Origin of the sequence: Citrobacter sp. Cpo032, assembly GCF_030332975.1 — a bacterium.
Taxonomy (GTDB): domain Bacteria; phylum Pseudomonadota; class Gammaproteobacteria; order Enterobacterales; family Enterobacteriaceae; genus Citrobacter; species Citrobacter portucalensis.
The window spans coordinates 51,686-68,495 of record NZ_JAOWGU010000048.1 but is presented as its reverse complement, the minus strand read 5'-3'; the positions used below and the strand labels follow the sequence as shown (position 1 = coordinate 68,495).

The following is a 16,810-nucleotide window of genomic DNA, read 5'->3' as shown; positions in this document are numbered from 1 at the left end:
CATTCATGTTATTGCCCGTCGATAGCCAGAGTATCACACCCTCGGTGAACACCCCCGCGCTGTCCTGGGCATCCAGACTTTCTGAGGACGTTTTTCATGGCGACAATAACAACTGGCGTGGTTCTTCTGCGGTGGCAACTACTCAGCGCGGTGCTGATGTTTTTAGCCAGTACGCTCAATATCCGTTTTCGTAAATCAGATTATATTGGCCTGGCCGTCATTAGCAGCGGTTTGGGGCTGGTTTTTGCCTGCTGGTTTGCGACTGGATTGCTCGGCATAACCCTGGTGGATATGTCCGCTATCTGGAAGAACATTGAAACCGTAATGGTTGACGTGATGAGCCACACACCGCTAGATTGGCCTATGGTGTTGAACTGATAACAAAATTGCATATGGCTACCCCAGTCTTGAGGTAGCCATTATTTTCAGCGTAGCGCAGTGGGATTAGAACGGAATATCGTCGTCGAAATCCATCGGCGGCTCATTAGACGGTGCTGCCGGCGCTGACTGTTGCGGGCGAGACTGTGCGCCGCCGCTGAACTGGTTGCCACCCTGCGGCTGCTGAGGTTGACCCCAACCGCCCTGCTGCTGACCGCCACCTGCCGGAGCACCACCACCCTGACGACCACCCAGCATTTGCATGGTGCCGCCAACGTTAACCACAACTTCTGTGGTGTACTTTTCTACGCCGGACTGATCGGTCCATTTGCGGGTACGCAGCTGACCTTCGATATAGACCTGAGAACCTTTACGCAGATATTCGCTGGCCACTTCCGCCAGTTTGCCGAACAACACAACACGGTGCCATTCAGTCTGCTCTTTCATTTCACCGGTCGCTTTATCACGCCAGGATTCGGAAGTAGCCAGCGTAATGTTGGCAACTGCGCCACCATTCGGCATATAGCGTACTTCCGGGTCCTGGCCCAGATTACCGACGAGAATCACCTTGTTTACGCCTCTGCTGGCCATGATCGTGTCTCCTGAAAAACGTTACTGAATAAGTGTAAGCGCGGGATTGTAGCATTTCCAATAGCGCTTTTACTACGTTGCGAAGTTGATTCCAGTAAACAACCCCAGCCAGACATTGTTGCACAGACGTCTGCGTTTTGCATTCCAATACTGTATATCCATTCAGGTCAGGTTGTGTCATAATTAACCGTTTGTGATCGCCGGTAGCACCATGCAGCCAGGCAAAAAAGCGTTTAATCCGGGAAAGATGAATGGATAAGATCGAAGTTCGGGGCGCCCGCACCCATAATCTCAAAAACATCAACCTCGTCATCCCGCGCGACAAGCTGATTGTCGTCACCGGGCTTTCGGGCTCAGGCAAATCTTCGCTCGCTTTCGACACCTTATATGCCGAAGGGCAGCGTCGTTACGTTGAATCCCTTTCCGCGTACGCGCGTCAATTTCTGTCGCTGATGGAAAAACCGGACGTCGACCACATTGAGGGGCTCTCTCCTGCCATCTCAATTGAACAAAAATCGACGTCCCATAACCCGCGATCCACGGTAGGTACAATTACCGAAATTCACGACTATCTGCGTCTGCTGTTTGCCCGCGTTGGCGAGCCGCGCTGTCCGGATCACGACGTCCCCCTGGCAGCGCAGACCGTAAGCCAGATGGTGGATAACGTCCTGTCGCAGCCGGAAGGTAAGCGTCTGATGCTGCTGGCGCCGGTGATCAAAGAGCGTAAAGGCGAGCACACCAAAACGCTGGAAAACCTGGCAGGCCAGGGCTATATCCGCGCCCGTATCGACGGTGAAGTCTGTGACCTTTCCGATCCGCCCAAGCTTGAGCTGCAAAAGAAACACACCATTGAAGTGGTGATTGACCGCTTTAAAGTCCGTGACGATCTCACCCAACGACTGGCGGAATCCTTTGAAACCGCGCTGGAACTGTCCGGCGGTACGGCGGTCGTTGCCGATATGGACGACCCGAAAGCGGAGGAGCTGCTGTTCTCCGCCAACTTCGCCTGCCCTATCTGCGGCTATAGCATGCGCGAACTGGAACCGCGGCTGTTCTCGTTTAACAACCCGGCGGGCGCGTGTCCAACCTGTGACGGTCTCGGCGTGCAGCAATATTTCGATCCTGATCGGGTGATCCAAAACCCGGAACTGTCGCTGGCCGGTGGTGCTATCCGCGGTTGGGATCGCCGTAACTTCTATTACTTCCAGATGCTTAAGTCTCTGGCGGAACACTATAAATTCGACGTTGAAGCCCCGTGGGCCAGCCTGAACCCTGCTGTGCATAAAGTGGTACTGTACGGTTCCGGTAAAGAGAATATCGAATTTAAATACATGAACGATCGCGGTGATACGTCCGTACGTCGCCATCCGTTCGAAGGCGTATTGCACAATATGGAGCGCCGCTATAAAGAGACGGAATCCAGCGCAGTACGTGAAGAATTAGCCAAGTTCATCAGTAACCGTCCTTGCGCCAGCTGTGAAGGGACGCGTTTACGCCGGGAAGCCCGTCACGTATTTGTTGAAAATACGCCGCTGCCTGCGATTTCTGACATGAGCATCGGTCATGCAATGGATTTCTTCAACAATCTGAAGCTCGCAGGTCAGCGGGCGAAGATTGCCGAGAAAATTCTTAAAGAGATTGGCGATCGTCTGAAGTTCCTGGTCAACGTCGGCCTCAACTACCTGACGCTATCGCGGTCGGCGGAAACACTCTCCGGCGGTGAGGCCCAGCGTATTCGCCTGGCAAGCCAGATCGGCGCGGGTCTGGTCGGTGTAATGTACGTACTGGATGAGCCGTCTATTGGCCTGCACCAGCGCGATAACGAACGTCTGCTGGGTACGCTTATCCACCTGCGTAATCTGGGTAATACCGTTATTGTGGTCGAGCACGATGAAGACGCGATTCGCGCCGCTGACCACGTTATCGATATCGGCCCGGGCGCGGGTGTTCACGGCGGTCAGGTCGTCGCCGAAGGGACGCTTGACGACATCATGGCAGTGCCTGAGTCGCTGACCGGCCAGTACATGAGCGGTAAACGCAAGATTGAAGTGCCTAAACAGCGCGTTGCGGCTGACCCAGAGAAAGTGCTGAAGCTCACCGGCGCACGCGGTAACAACCTGAAAGATGTCACCCTGACGCTGCCGGTAGGTTTATTTACCTGCATTACCGGTGTTTCCGGTTCGGGTAAATCGACACTGATTAACGACACACTGTTCCCGATTGCACAGACGGCGCTGAACGGTGCGACGCTGGCTGAACCTGCGCCGTATCGCGACGTTCAGGGCCTGGAGCATTTCGACAAAGTGATCGACATTGACCAAAGCCCGATTGGCCGTACGCCGCGCTCTAACCCGGCAACCTACACCGGCGTATTTACGCCAGTGCGCGAACTGTTTGCCGGTGTACCGGAGTCACGCGCACGCGGTTACACGCCGGGGCGTTTCAGCTTTAACGTCCGTGGCGGACGCTGTGAAGCCTGTCAGGGCGACGGCGTGATCAAAGTCGAAATGCACTTCCTGCCGGATATCTACGTGCCGTGCGATCAGTGCAAAGGCAAGCGCTATAACCGCGAAACGTTAGAAATTAAGTACAAAGGCAAGACTATCCACGAAGTGCTGGATATGACGATTGAAGAAGCACGTGAGTTCTTCGATGCCGTTCCGGCGCTGGCGCGTAAGCTGCAAACGCTGATGGACGTTGGCCTGACGTACATTCGACTGGGCCAGTCCGCTACCACGCTCTCGGGCGGTGAAGCACAGCGCGTGAAGCTGGCGCGCGAACTGTCCAAACGCGGTACCGGGCAAACGCTGTATATTCTCGATGAGCCGACCACCGGTCTGCATTTTGCGGATATTCAGCAACTGTTGGACGTGCTGCATCAACTCCGGGATCAGGGCAACACCATCGTAGTGATTGAGCACAATCTGGACGTGATTAAGACCGCAGACTGGATTGTCGATCTCGGTCCGGAAGGCGGCAGCGGCGGCGGCGAAATCCTTGTCTCCGGCACACCAGAAACGGTCGCTGAGTGTGAAGCCTCACACACGGCCCGCTTCCTCAAACCGCTGTTGTAATTACGCAACACTTGTCTGGCCTACAGAATATGCATAAAGCTTGTAGGCCGGATAAGGCGCATTCGGCAACCGTTGTGCCTGATGGCGCTGCGCTTATCAGGCCTACGAAACTACAGACCAGGTATAAAGCCTGTAGGCCGGATAAGGTGCTTGCGCCGCATCCGGCAACCGTTGTGCCTGATGGCGCTGCGCTTATCAGGCCTACGAAACTACAGACCAGGCATAAAGCCTGTAGGGCGGATAAAGCACTTGCGCCGCATCTGGCAACCGTTGTGCCTGATGGCGCTGCGCTTATCAGGCCTACGAAACTACAGAATACGCATAAAGCTTGTAGGCCGGATAAGGCGCTTGCGCCGCATCCGGCAACCGTTGTGCCTGATGGCGCTGCGCTTATCAGGCCTACGAAACTACAGACCGGGCATAAAGCCTGTAGGCCGGATAAGGCGCTTGCGCCGCATCCGGCAACCGTTGTGCCTGATGGCGCTGCGCTTATCAGCGCCTACGAAACTACAGAATATGCATAAAACCTGTAGGCCGGATAAGGCGCTTGCGCCGCATCCGGCGAAACGGATCAGGGCTGCGTCAGTATCCGGCGTTTATCTTCCGGCAACGTGTTCACAGCCTGCTGATAAGAGGCGTCGACCAGATAATAAATCTGTGAATCCGGCAGCGAGCCGTCCAGATACACCGTACTCCAGTGCGCCTTATTGAGATGCCTGCTTGGCCGAACATCGCTATGCTGCTGGCGCAACAGTTCTGCCAGTTCAGGGCTGGTTTTCAGAGACACCGCCGGGCGTTCTTCCACCTCTTTTACCATGGCAAAAAGCACATCTTCGACTTTGATTTGCGTGGCCTTCCAGTCACTGTGGACGCTCTGTTCTGCGCCCGTTTTTGCCATGCAGTATTGCAGCAACTCCGAATTCGTCATCTTTATTCCCCTTACCAGCATATTGCCTCATGAGAACATCTTTTATTCAGTGTGCAGCAAGTCCGCAAAAGGTAAAAGCCAGCAATGTAAATTTGTTTAAAAAAACAGCAATCCGCAGCCAGCGTCCTCAATATTCCGAGTTGACGATCACCTCTTCACCAAACGCACCGGCCTGTGGCAGCGGCTTATAAGTGGAGTTAGAGGCGCGCAAAATGCGAATACCGCGAATACCCACGTCGCGAGCGGCAGTGATGTCATTATCGGAGTCACCGTAGAACATGCGGATATTTTTATCCTGCAGCCACTGCGTTTTGGTGTTCTGACCCGGCTTGTCGCCGGCAAAAATGACCGGATTCATATTTCCAGCTGGGATGTGAAAGTTATCAGACAACGTTTTCGACACCGTTTCAGTCTTCGTCTGGCTACGCCCGGTCACGAAAAAGATGCTGTCACCGCGACGCACGTGCATATCAATCAGTTGGCGCGCGACTTCTTTTGGAATACTGAACTCGTCCCAGCCATTGTTCATTTTTTCCCAGAAGGCCGGATTCTTCAGGTAATCCTCACTGTCCGGAGAATACGTTTTTTTACCGCGCCAGAAGCCTGGGCTGGAAAAGAGGACAGTGTCATCGATATCAAACCCGACGGCCATCGGCGGACGTCCGGTCAGACTGTTTTCAATTTGTGCCACGGAGACCCAGTGAATGGGAGCCTGCTCAGCGAGCTTTGCAACGTTAGTGCCTGGATTGAGCTGAGAGGGAGAAGAAACGAGTGCCTGGGCTGGCTGATTTAGCGTGAACAATAAACAAACGGCACTCAGTGCCAACGTAAACTTGCGCATATTTTTCCCTAAGTAGTCAGTTAGTTATCATTTTTTTATTAACAACTGGTCAAAAAACTATCTGACCTTACCCCTTAGGGGGAGGGAAAGGAAGGATTTTCTCTGGTTTTGTCCTGGAAAAGGAGCACGATCACATTGGAAAACAGGCCTGATGGCGCGGCGCTTATCAGGCCTGCAAAGTCGGTTACATGACGGCGGCAAATGCCTTCGCCACGCGCTGCACGTTACCGTGATTCAACCCGGCCACGCACATGCGACCGCTGGCGATCAGGTATACACCGAACTCATCGCGCAGACGATCAACCTGGGCTGCGCTAAGCCCGGTATAGCTGAACATCCCGCGCTGTTGCAGCAGGTAGTCAAAGTTACGGCCTGGGATCTCCGTATTCAATACGTTAACCAACTCCTGGCGCATCGCCAGAATGCGGGTACGCATCTCTTCAACTTCCGCCAGCCAATTGGCTTTCAGCGCGTCATCACCCAGTACCGCGGCAACTACCTGCGCACCAAAGTTTGGCGGGCTGGAGTAGTTTCGACGCACCGTCGCTTTTAGCTGCCCCAGCACGCGGCTGGCGGTATCAGCGTCTTCACATACCACTGACAGTCCGCCGACACGCTCGCCGTACAAGGAGAAAATCTTCGAGAATGAGTTGCTGACAAGAGCGGGCAATCCGGCGCTGGCAATGGCGCGAATCGCATAGGCGTCGTCTTCCATTCCACCACCAAAGCCCTGGTAAGCAATATCCAGGAACGGGATCAGATCGCGTGCTTTCAGGATCTCAATAACGCTATCCCACTGCGTAGGCCTTAAATCCGCCCCTGTCGGGTTATGGCAGCACGGATGTAGCAGCACGATGCTGCGCGCCGGTAGGGTATTCAGCGTTGCCAGCAGGTCGTTGAAACGCACGCCGTTGGTCGTGTCGTCATACCATGGGTAAGTGCTTACTTCGAATCCGGCACCTTCAAAAATCGCGATATGGTTTTCCCAGGTCGGATCGCTGACCCACACGCCAGAATCAGGGAAATAACGTTTCAGGAAGTCTGCGCCAACCTTTAACGCACCGGAGCCGCCCAGCGTCTGAATGGTTGCGACGCGCTGCTGCTGGAGAACCGGATGTTCTGCGCCAAACAGCAGCGGCGCAATAGTATGGCGATACGTGTTCAGACCTTCCATCGGCAGATACAGCGAAGCGCCATGCGGTTTGGCATTGAGGCGGGCTTCCGCTTCCGCCACAGCTTTAAGCTGAGGAATAATGCCGTCTTCGTTGTAATACAGGCCGATACTGAGATTCACTTTGTCGCTACGTGAATCTTCTTTGAAGCGCTCCATGAGCGATAAAATCGGGTCGCCGGCGTAGGCGTCAACTTTTTGAAACACGTGTGGTTCTCCGGGTTTACAGGCAGGGGTTAAGAACACAATAAACCGGAAGTGGGAGAAGATCGAGAGGATGTTGAGAGGAATATTGCCGGAAGGCGGCGTAACCACCTGTCCGGCACATCATGCTGCTAATCGATATACTTCATCGCTACCCTTGAGGTCAGGCGCGTAATAAGTTCGTAAGCACTTACCTTCGTCATTTCAGCAATGCGTTCAACGGGCAGGCCCTCGCCCCACAGAATCACCGAATCGCCGGCTTTATCCTGCGCTTCAGGGCCTAAATCGACGCAAATCATATCCATCGCGACGCGACCGACGATCGGCACTTCACGGCCGTTGACCAGTACCGGCGTCCCCGAAGGCGCTGCGCGCGGATAACCATCGCCATAGCCCATCGCTACCACGCCCAGACGCGTGTCGCGCTCGCTCAGCCAGGTTCCTCCATAACCAACCGGCTCGCCCGCTTTGTGCTCACGCACCGCAATCAGACTTGAGGTCAGCGACATTACCGGCTGGCAGCCAAAATCAGCGCCGATGGAGTGATTTTCCAGTGGCGATACGCCATACAGAATCAGCCCCGGACGCGCCCAGTCGAAGTGAGACTGCGGCCACAGCAAAATACCACCCGACGCGGCAATCGAACGCTGCCCCGGTTTACCTTCACAAAAACTGTTGAAGATATCGAGCTGTTTTTCGGTCGCGCCACACTCAGGCTCATCCGCACGAGCAAAGTGGCTGACGATATTGACCGGCTGGCGCACGTTTTCACACTGTGTTAAGCGCTGATAAAACGCCTCGGCCTGCTCAGGGCGTACGCCCAGGCGATGCATACCGGTATCGAGCTTCATCCAGACGGTAACGGGTTCAGCCAGTTTAGCGGCTTCCAGAGCTTCGAGCTGCTCCTGGTTGTGGACGGCAGTATGCAGGCGCTGCGCGGAAATAGTCGGCAGATCGGAGGCATCAAAAAATCCCTCCAGCAGCAGGATGGGCTGCGTGATCCCTCCCGCTCGCAAGCGCAGGGCTTCTTCAAGACGAGCGACACCAAAAGCGTCCGCATCGGGGAGCGTTCGCGCGGTCTCTAACAGACCATGGCCGTAGGCGTTCGCTTTCACGACCGCAACCAGTTTGCTGGCTGGAGCCAGTTCACGCAGACGTTGCAGGTTGTGTCGCAGAGCGCGGCGGTTAATGACTACAGTTGCCGCTTGCATTTGTATTCCTTAATAAAAGAATTTCCTAAATCATTCGTGTTGCAGGACAAAAACGCTTTGGCGTTTTTGAACAGCGCCTGCGCTGGCCCCGAAGGGGCGAGGACGCAGTCCGAGTCACGCGACAAGCCAGAGAATCCCCGGGAGCTTAGTAAACTAAGTGACTGGGGTGAACGGGCGTAGTCAACGCATCTGCGGCATGAAGGATGACGGAAATTTATTCGTCGTCGTATTGTGGGCCCGCATAGTTATCGAAGCGCGACCACTGACCGTTAAACGTCAGGCGCACCGTACCGATCGGGCCGTTACGTTGCTTACCAATAATGATTTCTGCGATCCCTTTCAGGTCGCTGTTTTCGTGATAAACCTCATCACGATAGATAAACATGATTAAGTCGGCATCCTGCTCGATGGAGCCAGACTCACGCAGATCCGAGTTGACCGGACGCTTGTCGGCACGTTGTTCCAGAGAGCGGTTAAGCTGCGACAGCGCCACCACCGGTACATGCAGTTCTTTCGCTAACGCTTTCAGCGAGCGGGAAATTTCAGCAATTTCCAGCGTACGGTTGTCGGAAAGCGACGGCACGCGCATCAATTGCAGGTAGTCGATCATGATAAGTCCGATACCGCCATGTTCACGGGCGATACGACGGGCACGCGAACGCACTTCCGTTGGCGTCAGGCCGGAAGAGTCATCAATATAGATGTTTCGTTTCTCCAGCAAAATACCCATTGTTCCGGAAATTCGCGCCCAGTCCTCATCATCCAGTTGACCGGTACGGATTTTAGTTTGGTCTACGCGTGAGAGCGAGGCCAGGGAACGCATCATGATCTGTTCTGAGGGCATTTCAAGACTAAAGATAAGAACCGGCTTATCCTGCAACATCGCCGCATTTTCAACGAGGTTCATTGCAAATGTCGTTTTACCCATCGACGGACGCGCGGCGACAATAATTAAGTCTGACGGCTGCAAACCAGCAGTCTTTTTATTGAGGTCGTCATAACCGGTGTTCACCCCGGTGACGCCGTCGTGCGGTTGCTGGAACAGCTGCTCGATACGCGCGACGGTGGCGTCGAGCACATCCGTAATATTTTTCGGGCCTTCGTCTTTATTAGCGCGGCTTTCCGCGATTTTAAAGACACGGGATTCTGCAAGGTCCAACAGATCTTCACTGGAGCGTCCTTGCGGATCAAAACCGGCTTCCGCGATTTCGTTTGCAACTGAAATCATGTCACGAACAACGGCGCGTTCGCGGACGATATCCGCATAAGCGCTAATGTTCGCCGCACTTGGCGTGTTTTTAGACAACTCAGCCAGGTAAGCAAAACCGCCGACGCTGTCCAGTTGTCCCTGAACTTCCAGCGACTCTGCCAGCGTGATCAGATCGATGGGTTTTCCCATCTCCTGCAGGCGATGCATTTCTGTGAAGATATGCCGGTGCGGACGGGTATAAAAATCTTCCGCCACCACACGCTCGGCGACATCGTCCCAGCGTTCGTTATCCAGCATTAAACCGCCCAACACCGACTGTTCCGCTTCAATCGAGTGCGGCGGTACTTTCAGCCCGGCGACCTGGGGATCGCGCTCACGAGCATCAGTCTGTTGTTTGTTGAAGGGTTTATTTCCTGCCATAGTGAATGGAGTTACCGAGATAATGATTGGGTCGAAAGATTACCACATTTCTTTTGGAGGAAGCATGGCAACACGTATTGAATTTCACAAGCATGGTGGCCCTGATGTACTCAAGGCGGTGGAGTTTACGCCCGTAGACCCGGCGGAAAACGAAATCCAGGTCGAGAACAAAGCGATTGGGATCAACTATATCGACACCTACATCCGCAGTGGTCTTTATCCGCCGCCATCTCTGCCCAGCGGGCTGGGTACCGAAGCCGCCGGCGTAGTCAGCAAAGTTGGCAGCAAAGTAACACACATTAAAGCTGGCGATCGCGTGGTGTACGCCCAGTCTGCTCTTGGCGCCTACAGTTCAGTGCATAACGTTCCGGCCGATAAAGCCGCCATCCTGCCTAACGCTATCTCGTTTGAACAAGCTGCCGCCTCGTTTCTTAAAGGGCTAACCGTTTTTTATCTGTTACGTAAAACCTATGAAATTCAACCTGATGAGCCGTTTTTATTCCACGCAGCCGCAGGTGGCGTCGGTATGATTGCCTGCCAGTGGGCAAAAGCATTGGGTGCGAAGCTGATTGGTACCGTCGGCAGTGCGCAAAAAGCGCAAATTGCACTGCAGGCTGGTGCATGGCAGGTCATTAACTATCGTGAAGAGAGCATTGTTGAGCGAGTGAAAGAGGTAACTGGCGGTAAAAAAGTGCGGGTGGTGTATGACTCGGTGGGGAAAGATACCTGGGAAGCCTCGCTGGATTGTTTGCAGCGCCGGGGACTAATGGTCAGCTTTGGTAATGCTTCCGGGCCGGTTACTGGCGTGAACTTAGGCATTCTGAACCAGAAAGGTTCGCTCTACGTGACCCGCCCTTCTCTACAGGGTTACATCACCAACCACCGCGAATTAACCGAAGCCAGCAATGAGCTTTTCTCGCTGATTGCCAGCGGAGTGATCAAAGTGGATGTCGCGCCTGGTCAAACGTTCGCACTGCACGATGCACAGCGTGCTCATGAAGTACTGGAAAGCCGTGCCACTCAGGGATCGAGTTTGCTAATTCCTTAAGATGACGGGGAAAGAAAGAATTAGGGCTTCCCGCAGGAAGCCCTTTCTTTTTTTAGTTCGGCTGTATGTAGGGTACAGCTCGATGAATTCGTTAACCTGGCAATAGTGACAGATTTGATAATCAATTCCTATTTGGTTCTAAAGGCAATGTTGCAGGTTGTGACGTACCGCTCAATACCTTAGTAAAACCGGCGGTTATTGCGCTGATACTGTGGGACTTTTGGCGCTTTTATCGCCTTGATCACCCACACCACGGCAACAGCCAGTAGCAGCCAGGGCAACAGTTTAATCATCAAGGCAAATAGTCCGCCCAGAAACATCACGGCGGTGGCTACGACCAATGCGGCCAGAACGCCCAGCAAAGATACGCCGGTGACCATCAGCATGATAAAAAATCCAATCACAAAAAGTAGTTCCAGCATGGCTCTCTCCCGAAATGAAATTCTCTCCATTGCTTTACAAGAAACATGCCAAAAATAATGCTTTGATTTATAAAGAAAACGCCCCGCGACAAAGCGCAGGGCGTGGTGAAATTAACTAACTTTTGGTGAAAACTTAACCCTTGTCTGCCACCAGCTTCAGCGCGTGCTCCAGAACGTTAATATCTGCCCCGGCTTTATGTGCATTCTCGCTCAGGTAACGACGCCACTGGCGCGCACCGGGAATACCCTGAAACAGCCCCAACATATGGCGTGTCACATGTCCCAAATAGGTTCCCTTACTCAGTTCACGCTCAATATACGGGTACATGGCACGCACCACGGCGACTGGATCGGAATCTTTGGTGGTAGCTGCAAAAATCTCGCGGTCAACGGACGCCAGAATGCCTGGGTTTTGATACGCCTCACGCCCCACCATCACGCCATCCATATGTTGCAGATGAATTTTCGCTTCTTCCAACGATTTAATGCCGCCGTTGATCGACATCGTCAGATGCGGAAAATCGCGCTTTAACTGATAAACACGGTCATAATCCAGCGGTGGAATTTCGCGGTTTTCTTTCGGGCTTAACCCTGACAGCCAGGCCTTGCGGGCGTGAATGATAAACATCTCACATTCGCCTTTGCCAGATACCGTGTTGATGAAATCGCAGAGGAATTCGTAGCTGTCCTGGTCATCAATGCCGATACGAGTTTTCACCGTAACCGGAATCGACACCACGTCGCGCATCGCTTTGACGCAATCGGCGACCAGTTGCGCATTCCCCATCAGGCAGGCACCAAACATACCATTCTGTACGCGGTCGGAAGGACAACCCACGTTGAGGTTAATTTCGTCGTAGCCCCGCTGTTCAGCGAGCTTTGCGCACTGCGCCAGCGCCGCAGGATCGCTCCCGCCCAGTTGCAATGCGACCGGATGTTCTTCTTCGCTATACGCCAGATAATCGCCTTTACCATGAATGATTGCCCCAGTGGTTACCATCTCCGTATAGAGCAGCGTCTGGCTGGACAGTAAGCGCAAAAAGTAGCGGCAGTGTCTGTCCGTCCAGTCGAGCATCGGCGCGATAGAAAAACGATGAGCGGGAAAAGCGGTAGACTGAGATTCAGGCAGCATGGCGAATATTCAAGCATCCGGTTAAAAAAGGGGCGCTACTATAGCATAGACCGTTACGATAGTGAGCCACATCCTCGCGGCTCACTCCCCCTGACCCTAAACAAAAGCTATTTACGCCCCGGTTTTCCGTCGTGAGATCCAAAAAACTGTGGCGGATGGTCGACCCAGCGATCCTCACGTGTAGCGGCGTAGACCGGGTTAAGCGGATAATAAATGCGGTTGTATTTTTTGTTCGCCTCACCCACGACTAACAGGCGCACCTCTTCACTGGTGTTATTGATAAAGGTATGGCACACGCCTGTACCTGCCGGGAAACCGACGCTGTCGCCCGGTTCCAGCTTCCATAAATACCCGTTAATCCAGGCCTCAGGATAACCTTCCAGCACGTAGATAAATTCTTCTTCATCGCTTTCAGCGTGCGGGTACGACGTGCGCCGACCCGGCGGCAGGCGTTCATGATGAATACCGAGTCGTCCTAACCCCAACTTGCGGGCAAGCGGCGCACCAATAGCAAATAGCTCATCGCTGTCAGGATAAGTGGAGTCATCAGCCCCCTCAACCTCACGCCAGTGGCGAATACAATCGGGTCTTTTCATGGTTATTTTCCAGTATTGCGATGCGTCAGGTATAGCACACCACGGTGGATCTCGGCGTTTTAAGCAGAACATGTTAAAGTAAGGGATTAACCTTCCACGCAAATCGAGGCGCCAAATGGACAAAACCACTACGCAAGAGTTATTGGCTCAAGCTGAAAAACTCTGCGCGCAACGCAACGTGCGGCTTACGCCACAACGCCTCGAAGTACTGCGCCTGATGAGCCTGCAGGAAGGTGCGATCAGCGCCTATGACCTGCTCGACCTGTTGCGGGAAACTGAGCCACAGGCTAAACCACCTACCGTATATCGTGCGCTCGATTTTCTGCTGGAACAAGGTTTCGTGCACAAGGTGGAATCCACCAATAGCTATGTGCTTTGTCATCTGTTCGATCAGCCAACCCACAGTTCAGCAATGTTCATTTGCGACCGCTGTGGCGTGGTAAAAGAAGAGTGTGCGGAAGGCGTGGAAGACATCATGCATACACTAGCAGCAAAAATGGGCTTTGCACTGCGGCATAACGTTATTGAAGCCCACGGGCTGTGTCCGGCCTGTGTGGAAGTTGAATCTTGCCGCCATCCTGGCGAGTGCCAGCATGACCATACGATTCAGGTGAAGAAGAAAGTTGGGCGCTAGGTAAGCGGGAGAGCGTACATCCTTGTACTCTCAGGAGGGAAGGGTTAATTACCAGCGGTAATCATTACGTTTTTCCCAATCGTTAACTTCTTTCTCCGCCTGATCTTTCGCGTAACCGTAACGCTCCTGGACTTTACCGACCAGTTGGTCACGTTTACCTTCAATGACCGTCATATCATCATCGGTCAGTTTGCCCCATTGCTCTTTCACTTTACCTTTAAACTGCTTCCAGTTGCCGCCGACTTCGTCTTTATTCATCATCAAGTCCTCATCGTTAGGTTGTGAATAGCGAGAGTGCCATGCCCAGACACATGCTGTTTTTGCTGGACGTGAGAATAAGTGTAGTCAGTGATTCTGGGTTTTATTTACTATTCGGAATTTTTAACCATCCCGCTCAGGCAAACCAGGTTCCATTACGCCAGTGACGTCGCCAGATAAAGGCCAGTGAAAGCCCGCGCAACGCCAGGAAAACGGTTAACGCCAACCACAAGCCATGGTTTCCCAGCCACGGCAAAGTCAGCAGCGTTAATGCGAATCCTGTGGCAGCAACGGCCATACTGTTGCGCATTTCTGCCGCGCGCGTCGCGCCAATAAACATTCCGTCGAGCAGATAACACCAGACACCCACCAGCGGTAACACCACCTGCCAGAAAAGATAGCGATCGGCCAGCTGTTGGATCTGCGGCAGCGAGGTCAGCAGCGCAACAATCTGCTCGCCAAACAGGGCATAAACCAGCGAAAACAAAATAGCCACAATACCGGACTGTCGGCAGGCCGCCCGCCAGACGTCCTGCAACTGGCTACCATCTCGCGCCCCATAGGCCTGGCCCGAATGCGCTTCCACGGCATAGGCAAATCCATCCAGCGCGTAGGCGGTAAAGGTTAAAAGGGTCATCAGAACGGCATTAACCGCAATGATATCGCCTCCCAGACGCGCACCCAGCACCGTGATTGCGCCAAAACAGAGCTGCAGCAGTAGCGAGCGCAACATGATGTCACGGTTAAGCGCCAGCAAACGGCGGAAGTTGCCACGCCACGCCTGCTTCAGCATTGCCAGCGAAATTCCGCGCATATGCAGGACTTTGCGCACCATCATCAGGCCGATCAGCAAGGTGGCATATTCAGCAATCACCGTTGCCAGTGCCGCACCTTGCACGTTCATATGCAGGCCCATCACCAGCCATATATCGAGCACAATGTTGAGAATATTACCGACAATCAACAAGATAACCGGCGCACGCGCATACTGAACGCCAAGCAGCCAGCCGAGCAGCACCAGATTCGCCAGCGAGGCGGGTGCGCTTAACCAGCGAATTTCGAGGAAACGTCGGGCCTGCTCCAGTACCGCTTCACTTCCGCCAACAATGTGCAGAGCCAGATCGATAATCGGCGTACGAAAAAGTGCGATAAGCAACCCTGCTCCCAGCGCCAGCATGAGCGGCTGCACCAGTGCGCGCGCCAGCGCCTGCGGATTTTTCGCACCAAATGCCTGGGCGGTAAGACCGGTGGTGCTCATGCGCAAAAAAAGCAGCAGCATAAAAAGAAAACTGGTTGCCGTAGCACCAACCGCAACACCGCCAAGATAGACCGGACTATCCAGATGACCAATCACCGCGGTATCCACCAGTCCCAGCAAGGGAACGGTGATATTGGAAAAGATCATGGGTAAGGCGAGGTGCCAGAGTGCTTTATCAGAAGAGGTAAAGAAAGGCATACAGGAGGGCCTGAGAAGAAGTTAGACGTACTGGATAATGTGATGCAGGCCCGGCAAGCGCAGCGCTACCGGGCACGTTGCCGGATGGCGACGTCATCGTCTTATCCGGCCTACAGGGATTCAACAGAAAATTACAGCCATTCACCGTTACGGATGACGCCTACTGCCAGCCCTTCAATAGTGAAGTTTTGTTCGCGCAGGTCGACAACGATAGGTTTGAATTCGCTGTTTTCTGGCAGGAGTTCAACCTTGTTTCCCTGCTTTTTCAGTCGCTTAACCGTAACTTCGTCATCAATACGGGCAACAACAACCTGGCCGTTACGCACGTCCTGGGTTTTATGCACAGCGAGTAAATCACCGTCCATAATCCCGATATCTTTCATCGACATACCGCTAACGCGCAGAAGAAAATCGGCGTTCGGTTTGAACAGTGAAGGATCGACTTGATAGTGGCCTTCGATGTGCTGCTGCGCCAGAAGTGGCTCACCGGCTGCCACGCGCCCCACAAGCGGTAACCCTTCTTCTTCTTCCTGCAACAGTCGAATACCGCGCGATGCGCCGGATACAATTTCCAGCACACCTTTACGCGCCAGCGCTTTCAGGTGTTCTTCAGCTGCGTTTGGGGAACGGAACCCCAAACGCTGCGCGATCTCCGCACGCGTCGGTGGCATACCTGTCTGGCTGATGTGATCTCTAATGAGATCAAACACCTCTTGTTGCCTGGCCGTTAACGCTTTCATTCCGCCCCCTGGGTGTATATACAGTTATGCTGTGAGTATATACAGCTAAAGGCGATTTTGGAACCGCAAACTGCACAAAAAACAGGAGATTTATGCAGTTGTGGAAGCCTTATCGCAAATGCGACCACAACAGGATGCCCCAGGTGATTAGAGCGACAAAAATAGACAGCAATACCGCAGCCGACCCCATATCTTTCGCCCGACCGGAAAGTTCGTGGTACTCAGAACCAATACGATCAACCACCGCTTCAATCGCACTGTTGAGGATTTCAACGATCATCACCAGCATCACAGAACCAATCAACAACACGCGGGTAATTGCATCAACATCCAGCCAGCAGGCGATGGCGACGCCCAGCAGGACAGCAACACTTTCCTGACGGAATGCCGCCTCATTAATCCATGCGGCGCGAAAACCTTTCCAGGAATAACCTGCAGCTTTGATAATTCGGGTGAATCCAGTGGTATTATTGGCCATCAAAAAGAACCTTTTTAC

At 53.5% G+C, this 16,810-nt stretch carries 18 protein-coding genes; 5 read left to right on the top strand and 13 right to left on the bottom strand.

Translation table 11 applies throughout. From position 1 onward, the window contains the following. Positions 1-96 precede the first annotated feature (96 nt). Entirely contained in the window at positions 97-378 is a 282-nt protein-coding gene (locus tag OGY33_RS18250; protein WP_286572090.1) for a YjcB family protein, read from the top strand. A gap of 66 nt (positions 379-444) precedes the next feature. Here the strand turns inward: OGY33_RS18250 and ssb1 are convergent, their stop codons facing one another. Beyond that, complete coding sequence (gene ssb1, locus OGY33_RS18245; RefSeq protein ID WP_003826621.1) at positions 445-969, bottom strand: single-stranded DNA-binding protein SSB1; 525 nt, start codon at positions 967-969, stop codon at positions 445-447. A 251-nt stretch (positions 970-1,220) separates the two neighbouring features. Between ssb1 and uvrA the strand changes: the two genes are divergently transcribed. Then, positions 1,221-4,043 (top strand): excinuclease ABC subunit UvrA, encoded by a 2,823-nt coding sequence (uvrA, locus tag OGY33_RS18240; RefSeq protein WP_003826619.1) that lies wholly within the window; start codon positions 1,221-1,223, stop codon positions 4,041-4,043. 29 nt (positions 4,044-4,072) lie between these two features. Then, positions 4,073-4,567 carry a hypothetical protein gene (locus OGY33_RS18235; RefSeq protein ID WP_286572087.1) on the top strand — a complete coding sequence of 165 codons (495 nt, stop codon included), beginning with the start codon at positions 4,073-4,075 and terminating at the stop codon, positions 4,565-4,567. 47 nt (positions 4,568-4,614) lie between these two features. Here OGY33_RS18235 and OGY33_RS18230 read toward each other — a convergent pair whose 3' ends face one another. The 5 genes from OGY33_RS18230 to dnaB all read right to left on the bottom strand — a co-directional run bounded on the left by OGY33_RS18230 (position 4,615) and on the right by dnaB (position 10,028). Continuing rightward, positions 4,615-4,971 carry an MmcQ/YjbR family DNA-binding protein gene (locus OGY33_RS18230; RefSeq protein WP_008786927.1) on the bottom strand — a complete coding sequence of 119 codons (357 nt, stop codon included), beginning with the start codon at positions 4,969-4,971 and terminating at the stop codon, positions 4,615-4,617. Between the two features lie 127 nt (positions 4,972-5,098). Then, positions 5,099-5,812, bottom strand: coding sequence for an acid phosphatase AphA (gene aphA / locus OGY33_RS18225; RefSeq protein ID WP_003826615.1), 714 nt, complete (start codon positions 5,810-5,812; stop codon positions 5,099-5,101). A gap of 184 nt (positions 5,813-5,996) precedes the next feature. Next, positions 5,997-7,190 (bottom strand): aromatic amino acid transaminase, encoded by a 1,194-nt coding sequence (gene tyrB / locus OGY33_RS18220; RefSeq protein ID WP_048227486.1) that lies wholly within the window; start codon positions 7,188-7,190, stop codon positions 5,997-5,999. Positions 7,191-7,318: 128 nt separating this feature from the next. Further along, positions 7,319-8,398, bottom strand: a complete 1,080-nt coding sequence (alr, locus tag OGY33_RS18215) for an alanine racemase (protein WP_003826612.1) — start codon at positions 8,396-8,398, stop codon at positions 7,319-7,321. 214 nt (positions 8,399-8,612) lie between these two features. Then, a complete protein-coding gene (dnaB, locus tag OGY33_RS18210) occupies positions 8,613-10,028 on the bottom strand; it encodes a replicative DNA helicase (protein WP_003826610.1) in 1,416 nt (471 codons plus the stop codon). Between the two features lie 64 nt (positions 10,029-10,092). Here dnaB and OGY33_RS18205 point away from each other — a divergent pair, with 64 nt between their 5' ends. Then, positions 10,093-11,076 (top strand): quinone oxidoreductase, encoded by a 984-nt coding sequence (locus OGY33_RS18205; RefSeq protein WP_008786924.1) that lies wholly within the window; start codon positions 10,093-10,095, stop codon positions 11,074-11,076. Between the two features lie 179 nt (positions 11,077-11,255). On the opposite strand, the gene pspG is transcribed toward OGY33_RS18205, so the two are convergent. The 3 genes from pspG to OGY33_RS18190 all read right to left on the bottom strand — a co-directional run bounded on the left by pspG (position 11,256) and on the right by OGY33_RS18190 (position 13,226). Further along, complete coding sequence (pspG, locus tag OGY33_RS18200; protein ID WP_003031713.1) at positions 11,256-11,498, bottom strand: envelope stress response protein PspG; 243 nt, start codon at positions 11,496-11,498, stop codon at positions 11,256-11,258. Between the two features lie 133 nt (positions 11,499-11,631). Beyond that, positions 11,632-12,630, bottom strand: coding sequence for a tRNA dihydrouridine(20/20a) synthase DusA (dusA, locus tag OGY33_RS18195; RefSeq protein WP_048227488.1), 999 nt, complete (start codon positions 12,628-12,630; stop codon positions 11,632-11,634). 107 nt (positions 12,631-12,737) lie between these two features. After that, entirely contained in the window at positions 12,738-13,226 is a 489-nt protein-coding gene (locus OGY33_RS18190) for a cupin domain-containing protein (RefSeq protein ID WP_003031710.1), read from the bottom strand. Positions 13,227-13,341: 115 nt separating this feature from the next. On the opposite strand from OGY33_RS18190, the gene zur reads away from it, so the two are divergent. Next, positions 13,342-13,860, top strand: coding sequence for a zinc uptake transcriptional repressor Zur (zur, locus tag OGY33_RS18185; protein ID WP_003031709.1), 519 nt, complete (start codon positions 13,342-13,344; stop codon positions 13,858-13,860). A 48-nt stretch (positions 13,861-13,908) separates the two neighbouring features. On the opposite strand, the gene OGY33_RS18180 is transcribed toward zur, so the two are convergent. The 4 genes from OGY33_RS18180 to OGY33_RS18165 all read right to left on the bottom strand — a co-directional run bounded on the left by OGY33_RS18180 (position 13,909) and on the right by OGY33_RS18165 (position 16,792). Next, a complete protein-coding gene (locus OGY33_RS18180; protein ID WP_003031706.1) occupies positions 13,909-14,118 on the bottom strand; it encodes a CsbD family protein in 210 nt (69 codons plus the stop codon). Positions 14,119-14,254: 136 nt separating this feature from the next. After that, positions 14,255-15,574 carry an MATE family efflux transporter DinF gene (gene dinF / locus OGY33_RS18175; RefSeq protein WP_048227489.1) on the bottom strand — a complete coding sequence of 440 codons (1,320 nt, stop codon included), beginning with the start codon at positions 15,572-15,574 and terminating at the stop codon, positions 14,255-14,257. A 131-nt stretch (positions 15,575-15,705) separates the two neighbouring features. Next, a complete protein-coding gene (lexA, locus tag OGY33_RS18170) occupies positions 15,706-16,314 on the bottom strand; it encodes a transcriptional repressor LexA (protein WP_003826596.1) in 609 nt (202 codons plus the stop codon). A 109-nt stretch (positions 16,315-16,423) separates the two neighbouring features. After that, complete coding sequence (locus tag OGY33_RS18165) at positions 16,424-16,792, bottom strand: diacylglycerol kinase (protein WP_003826594.1); 369 nt, start codon at positions 16,790-16,792, stop codon at positions 16,424-16,426. Between the last annotated feature and the right edge of the window lie 18 nt (positions 16,793-16,810).